Raw genomic sequence first — 4,851 nt, forward strand, 5'->3', positions numbered from 1 at the left:
CGCACGAGGGGGACCGTCCGACGGACGGTCCCCCTCGTCGTTGTCTTCCGGGCGAGTAGGCGGACCAGATCGAACCGCCTCGTGAACTCAACCCCGCGCCGCGGCCGCCCGGCGGTAGGACAGAAGTGCCGGATAGGCGAAGACCACCAGGACGCCGACGGCCCAGATGAGGGTCTTGATGAGATTTTCGGCCACCGGTCCGCCGATGGCCAACGCCCGCATCGTTTCGATCGCGCATGTCATCGGTTGGTTCTGGACCAAAGGCTGCAGCACTTCCGGGTAGGCCTCGACCGGCGAGAACCCCGAATTGAAGAACATCAGCAAACTGGTGCACAGCGACATGATGGGCACCAGGGGAGCGTTTGACGCCGACATCGCCACTGTGAGAACGATGGTCGAGTACGCCGCACCGTAGAGAAGTGCCACTGCGAAGATCCCGACGGCCGCAGCCAGCCCTTCGTTGAAACGCCAGCCGATGAGCATTCCGGCCGTCGTGATCACGAGCGTTCCGACGAGGATCCGCAGCATTTCCACGGTGATCCGCGACGTCAGGTCGGCCCCGCGGTGGACCGGCATGACGTACAGGCGCGTCAGCAAGCCGGTTCGACGTTCACTGATCAGGCGGGTCCCGACTGCCAGCGAACCGAACATCGCCCCGACGAGCACCACCAGTGGAACAGTGCCGTATGCACTGTTCTGCCCGGTCGCACCGCCGACCGCGTCACCGAGCACCACCTTGAACATGACCATGCTCAGCAACGGGAACAGCAGACTCTGAATCAGGGTCAGCCGGTCCCGGGTGACAACTCGGAGCTGTCGTCCGGTGAGAATCTTCGAATGCGTGAGATAGGCGCGAAAACCCCGCTCGTCGGTGGCCCTGGCGGCCGGGAATCGTGTCGCGGCCGTCGTCGACCTTCCGCTGGGCGCGGCCGGTTGTTCCGTTGTGGCTTGTTCCGCCGCCGCCGCTGCGGTCTGTGCCGCCGCGATCTGACCGAGGTCCAGCCGGACCGTGGGAGCCTGCTGCATCGCCGGGGTCAGTTCCGCCGGGTCGAGGGAGTTCCGGTCGGTGATCCGGGTCAGTGGGCGCCCGGTCTGTTCGGGTGCCTGCGGGTATCTCGCGGCGGAATGTTCGGAGGTCCAGTCGGCCGCCGCCGCCCCGGGGGAAAGCAGGGTCCACGGACCGACGAGGGTCTGATGGGGGCCGGGATCGGCCCGGTCTCGTTCCTGCTGGGGAATGCCTGTTGTGGGCTGATCGCCGGTTCGGATGCGACGCGGCGAAGGACTCGATCCGGCGGTATCGCTGCGCCACCAGTGCTGTTGGGGGGCGCCGTCGTCTCCTCTGTGCCTGCTCATCGTCGGCTGCTCCGGATCGTCACGAGGGCACCGGCGGCCAGACCCGCCACGGTGATGCCTGCCGCCCAGCAGATGGACGGCAGCGCCAGTTCCCAGGACACGTCGCCCGCGTCGAATCCACGCATCAGTTCGGTGAACTGTGAGATCGGCTGATTGCGCGCAAACGGCTGGATCCACTCGGGAAAGCGTTCTTCGGGCACGAACCCGGTCGAGAGCATTCCGAGGATCAACTGGGGGAGGGCAAGGGCCTGACTGGTGGCCGCTGGGTTCTTCGAGACGGCGCCGATCGTATCGGCGCCGAAGGCGAGAATCACGCCGACGACCATCGCGACCCCGATGAACCCGATGAAATCGACGAGCCCGGCGGTGGGCCTCCAGCCGATCACCAGACCCGAGATGATCGCCCACACCAGTGAGATGACCAACAGCACTACGTTCGAGGCCAATCGGGCCAACGGGGGGACAAAGGTGTTCACCGGCATACTGCGTAACCGGTTGGTCAGTCCCGTACTGCCGTCGTTCGCCGCACGCATCGCGGCCGACGTCGCGACGAAGCCCACCGACTGCAGGCAGATGACGGGCATGAGGAACTGCGCGTAGTCCATTCCGGGATAACCATCCATGATGGTTCGCAGCGGAATGTAGAAGCAGAGCGTCAGCAGTACGGGGGCGGTGATGGACAGGTAGAACTCGCCCTGTCGCTTCATACCGATGATGGAACGTTGGGTCAGGGCCCGCCATTGTCGGCCGGGTCTGACCGAGGGGCGGCGACCGCCTGCGGAGATGGCCACCCGTGCGGCGTTGGTCACTGTCATGCGTGCTCCGCGCCGTCGGCCGGACCTTCCGTCAGCTTGAGGAACACGTCGTCCAGTGACGGTCGCCGCAAGCCCACATCGGTGAGTTCTATCCCGGCGGAATCGGTGAGACGTACGACATCGACCAGCGTCTGCGTCGAACGCACCGCAGGCATGGTCAGCGAGTTGCGGTTCAGATCGATCCGTATCTCGTCGGCAGGCACGAGTTGGGTCAGCAACGCCTTGATGCGAGCGAGGTCGTCCGGGTTGCTCGTGACAACTTCACAGAACGTCCCACTGACCTGTTCCTTGAGTTCTGCCGCGGTGCCCTCTGCGATGACGCGGCCCTTGTCGATCACGACGATCCGGTCGCTGAGGAGATCTGCCTCCTCCAGGTACTGAGTCGTCAGCAAAGTGGTGATCCCCAGGTCTCGCAGCGAGGTCACGATGTTCCAGACATCCTGACGGCTGCGCGGATCGAGTCCGGTCGTGGGCTCGTCGAGGAAGACGACCTCGGGCCGCACCACCAAACCGCACGCGATGTCGATTCTGCGGCGCATGCCACCGGAGAATTTGCCGACCCGTCGCGACGCGGCGTCGACGAGATCAAAGGCATCGAGGAGCTCGGCAGCGCGCTGCGCCGCCTCGGTTTTGCTCAGCCCCATCAACTTGCCGAACAGCACCAGGTTCTCGCGGCCGGTCAAGGACTCGTCCAAAGCCGCGAACTGGCCCGTGAGCATGATCGAGGCGCGAACGGCGGCCCGGTCCCGGACGACGTCGTAGCCGGCGATGCGCGCAGTGCCCTCGTCCGGTGTGAGCAAGGTGGCAAGCATGTTGACCGTCGTCGTTTTCCCGGCACCGTTGGGACCCAGTAGGCCGAGCACGGTGCCGGTGGGCACCTCGAAGCTGACTCCGTCGACGGCCGTGAAGTCGCCGAAACGCTTCACCAGTCCGTCGGCAACCACGCCGTGCGTATGCGCAGCGACCGACACCTCGAACTCACCTGACCGGCTCGTTCGGGCACCACCACTGTGCTTAGCTTGCATTTCGATCCCGTCGTCATCTTGGTCACGCGGCGACGCGATCGCCCTTTACCTGACGTTATCGAACGTATCGCAGAATCCAGCAGTAACACCAAGTGGCCATCCGGCGATAACCCTCCCCAGAAAAGGAAAAATTCCGTTTTGCTTGGTAATAGCCTACAAATGCATAGTTTAGCGGCGTCGTTATGGGGGAATATCCCAGGGGCGCGCAGGCGGAATGTCGTGTGATAGGTGCAGTTTGATTAGCAGGTCGCGAAAGGGGTGGGCGTTGTGGTAACACAGGTCCGAGGTGATGACAAAGAGATGTATCCCATAGTCGGGGTGCAGACCCTCCGAGGTCGGCGGGACCCCCGAGCCCTTACCGAACTGCTGGCCGTCGCGGCCGACGCCGCGCCCGACCGGCCCGCAGTGAGCGGAAGTGACTTCACGGTGACGTTCGCGGACCTGCGGGCACGCGCACAGGGCGCCGCCACCGCCATGACCGGTTCCCCACGCATCGACGACTCCGCGCTGACGGTCGCGCTGATGACAACCGTTCCGGGGCTCGCTGTGTCCGGCCCCCGTGCCCTCGAGGAGACGTTGGGCGCGATCCGGCTCCGGGCCCTGATCGTCCTCGCGGAGGCCTGAGCCGCGGGCGGTTCGCCGCACCCTGCATCGACATGCGGCCCGAGGGTGGGAGAAATGCTGTGGCGTTGGGCAAACTGCTGTTCCGTGGCACCGAATCCCTTGACTCCGGTTCCGTCCGACGTCGGGTCTCGTCCTCTATACGTCCAGACGCCCTGATCTTGACGGTCAAATGTGACGGATTTCACATTTCGGTGATGTAACGGGTTTGCTCTAAACCTTTCCTTATGGTGCGTGTCCTGTGACCATGGGCTGTGCAAGGCCCTCTCAAGTCGCTGGAGGGCCCAGGTTTGGAGTGCAAATGGCTACCTCAACTGTTCGGTCCCACCACCAGGTCGCGGACAAGACTTCTGGACCTATCGAACTGCCCGATGCTGTCGCCCGGATCGCCGCCGCGACACCTGAACGCGTGGTGGTCCGTTACCGCGAGCGTGCGCTGACCTACCACGAACTCGATTCTGCGATCAGGCTGATGATGCCGGTGATCCGTGGTCAACGGATGGACGATCGGTCCGCGGTGGTGGCTGCGATCTTCGCAGGCCTGCCCGCTCTTGGCGGCGAGCCCGATCCCACTGTGGTGGCATCTGTCGTCGACGGAGCCGTCAGCGTCATATCCACCGACGTGGTCGACCTGCACAACACCATTGCGCCCGTTGCGCCGATGCATGCCGGCACGAATGAGATCGACCTCCGCGTCATCGCCAGCCGGTTGTCCGGCGCCTGACCGACTCCCCAGTCCGCCGTGAGTACTCCGGCGGATCTTCCCGTGCGCAGTCCTGCCGCACACCCGTGGGGCTCTCGTTGACGGATTTGTTCGTCTGGAGGGCCGCGCTGTGCTGTCCTGCGCTGCGTCCGGTCCCCGGCATGGAACCGCACCTGACAGATTTCCCTGTCTAACTACCCATTCGTGAAATTTAATTAGAGTGGTAAACAACCTCTGATCAGGCGAAATGCGGGATAGGCAGAGGCGTGGAGTTTGCCGTCGGCAGATGCATGTAAGCTGAGTTCTTTGTGTCCCGAGGCGAGCATTTCGTTCG

General features: G+C 64.1%; 5 protein-coding genes. 2 read left to right on the plus strand and 3 right to left on the minus strand.

The genetic code is table 11. From position 1 onward, the window contains the following. Nucleotides 1-87: 87 nt before the first annotated feature. The 3 genes from AC1D75_RS09185 to AC1D75_RS09195 form a co-directional block, all read right to left on the minus strand. On the minus strand, nucleotides 88-1,026 hold the full coding sequence (locus AC1D75_RS09185; protein WP_495516024.1) for an ABC transporter permease: 939 nt from the start codon (nucleotides 1,024-1,026) through the stop codon (nucleotides 88-90). 323 nt (nucleotides 1,027-1,349) lie between these two features. Further along, the gene (locus AC1D75_RS09190; RefSeq protein WP_495514953.1) at nucleotides 1,350-2,168 is read right to left on the minus strand and encodes an ABC transporter permease; all 819 of its coding nucleotides are present in this window, start codon (nucleotides 2,166-2,168) and stop codon (nucleotides 1,350-1,352) included. Then, nucleotides 2,165-3,139 (minus strand): ATP-binding cassette domain-containing protein, encoded by a 975-nt coding sequence (locus tag AC1D75_RS09195; protein WP_495514954.1) that lies wholly within the window; start codon nucleotides 3,137-3,139, stop codon nucleotides 2,165-2,167. Before AC1D75_RS09195 ends, AC1D75_RS09190 begins: the two co-directional genes overlap by 4 nt. A 354-nt stretch (nucleotides 3,140-3,493) precedes the next feature. On the opposite strand from AC1D75_RS09195, the gene AC1D75_RS09200 reads away from it, so the two are divergent. Both AC1D75_RS09200 and AC1D75_RS09205 read left to right on the plus strand, forming a co-directional pair. Continuing rightward, complete coding sequence (locus AC1D75_RS09200; RefSeq protein WP_495514955.1) at nucleotides 3,494-3,817, plus strand: hypothetical protein; 324 nt, start codon at nucleotides 3,494-3,496, stop codon at nucleotides 3,815-3,817. Nucleotides 3,818-4,115: 298 nt separating this feature from the next. Further along, nucleotides 4,116-4,538 (plus strand): hypothetical protein, encoded by a 423-nt coding sequence (locus tag AC1D75_RS09205; protein ID WP_495514956.1) that lies wholly within the window; start codon nucleotides 4,116-4,118, stop codon nucleotides 4,536-4,538. The last annotated feature ends 313 nt before the right edge of the window (nucleotides 4,539-4,851 follow it).

Source organism: Williamsia sp. Y712, from assembly GCF_059445525.1.

Bases quoted from the DNA above. Each gene is read 5' to 3' on its own strand.
- AC1D75_RS09185 (WP_495516024.1), bottom strand. From the start codon at position 1,026: ATGCAGCAGGCTCCCACGGTCCGGCTGGACCTCGGTCAGATCGCGGCG.
- AC1D75_RS09205 (WP_495514956.1), top strand. From the start codon at position 4,116: ATGGCTACCTCAACTGTTCGGTCCCACCACCAGGTCGCGGACAAGACT.
- AC1D75_RS09190 (WP_495514953.1), bottom strand. From the start codon at position 2,168: ATGACAGTGACCAACGCCGCACGGGTGGCCATCTCCGCAGGCGGTCGC.
- AC1D75_RS09200 (WP_495514955.1), top strand. From the start codon at position 3,494: ATGTATCCCATAGTCGGGGTGCAGACCCTCCGAGGTCGGCGGGACCCC.